Source organism: Streptomyces otsuchiensis (assembly GCF_004305975.1).
Classification (GTDB): domain Bacteria; phylum Actinomycetota; class Actinomycetes; order Streptomycetales; family Streptomycetaceae; genus Streptomyces; species Streptomyces otsuchiensis.
On sequence record NZ_BHZI01000588.1, the window covers coordinates 1 to 551 of the forward strand.

Annotated in this window: 1 pseudogene; it reads right to left on the reverse strand. The window is 67.2% G+C overall.

Annotated features, from left to right (window positions below):
- Positions 1-551, reverse strand: a pseudogene (locus E0D90_RS25975) (type IV secretion protein Rhs); the annotation flags it as partial.

Sequence of the window (551 nt, forward strand, 5' to 3'; positions counted from 1 at the left end):
GTCTCTTCACTCGTGGGGGTGATGGCTCTTGTGATCTGACCGAGGGGGTCTAGCGTGTAGTGGTGTTCGCCGGTGGGGTCGGTGAGCTGGGTGAGGTAGTGATCCGGCCGGTAGCGGTAAGCGCGGTCGAGGGTGGTCCGGCTTCCCGCGGTGAGGGTTTGTCGGGTTCGGCGTCCTGCTGCGTCCCAGGTTTGGTGTTCGGTGATGACGCCGTCGGTGGTTCGGGTGGTCTCGCGGCCTGCGGCGTCATGGGCGAAGGTGAGGGTGTGCCCGCTGGTGGTCAACGCGGCGGGGAGGCCGTCCCGGCCGTAGTCCCACTCTGATATCTGGCCGGTGGGGGTGGTGCGGTGTGTGAGGTGGCCGAGTGCGTCGTGTTCGAGGGTGAGGGTGCGGCCGTTGATGGTTTCGGTGGTGAGGTCGCCGAGTGGGTTGTAGGTGCGGGTGAGTTCGACACCGGGTGAGGTGGCGTGTAGCAGTCGTCCGAGGGGGTCGTGCTCGTAGGTCCAGGCGCCGTCGGGTGATTCCTCGGCTGTGGTCTCGCCGAGAGGGCC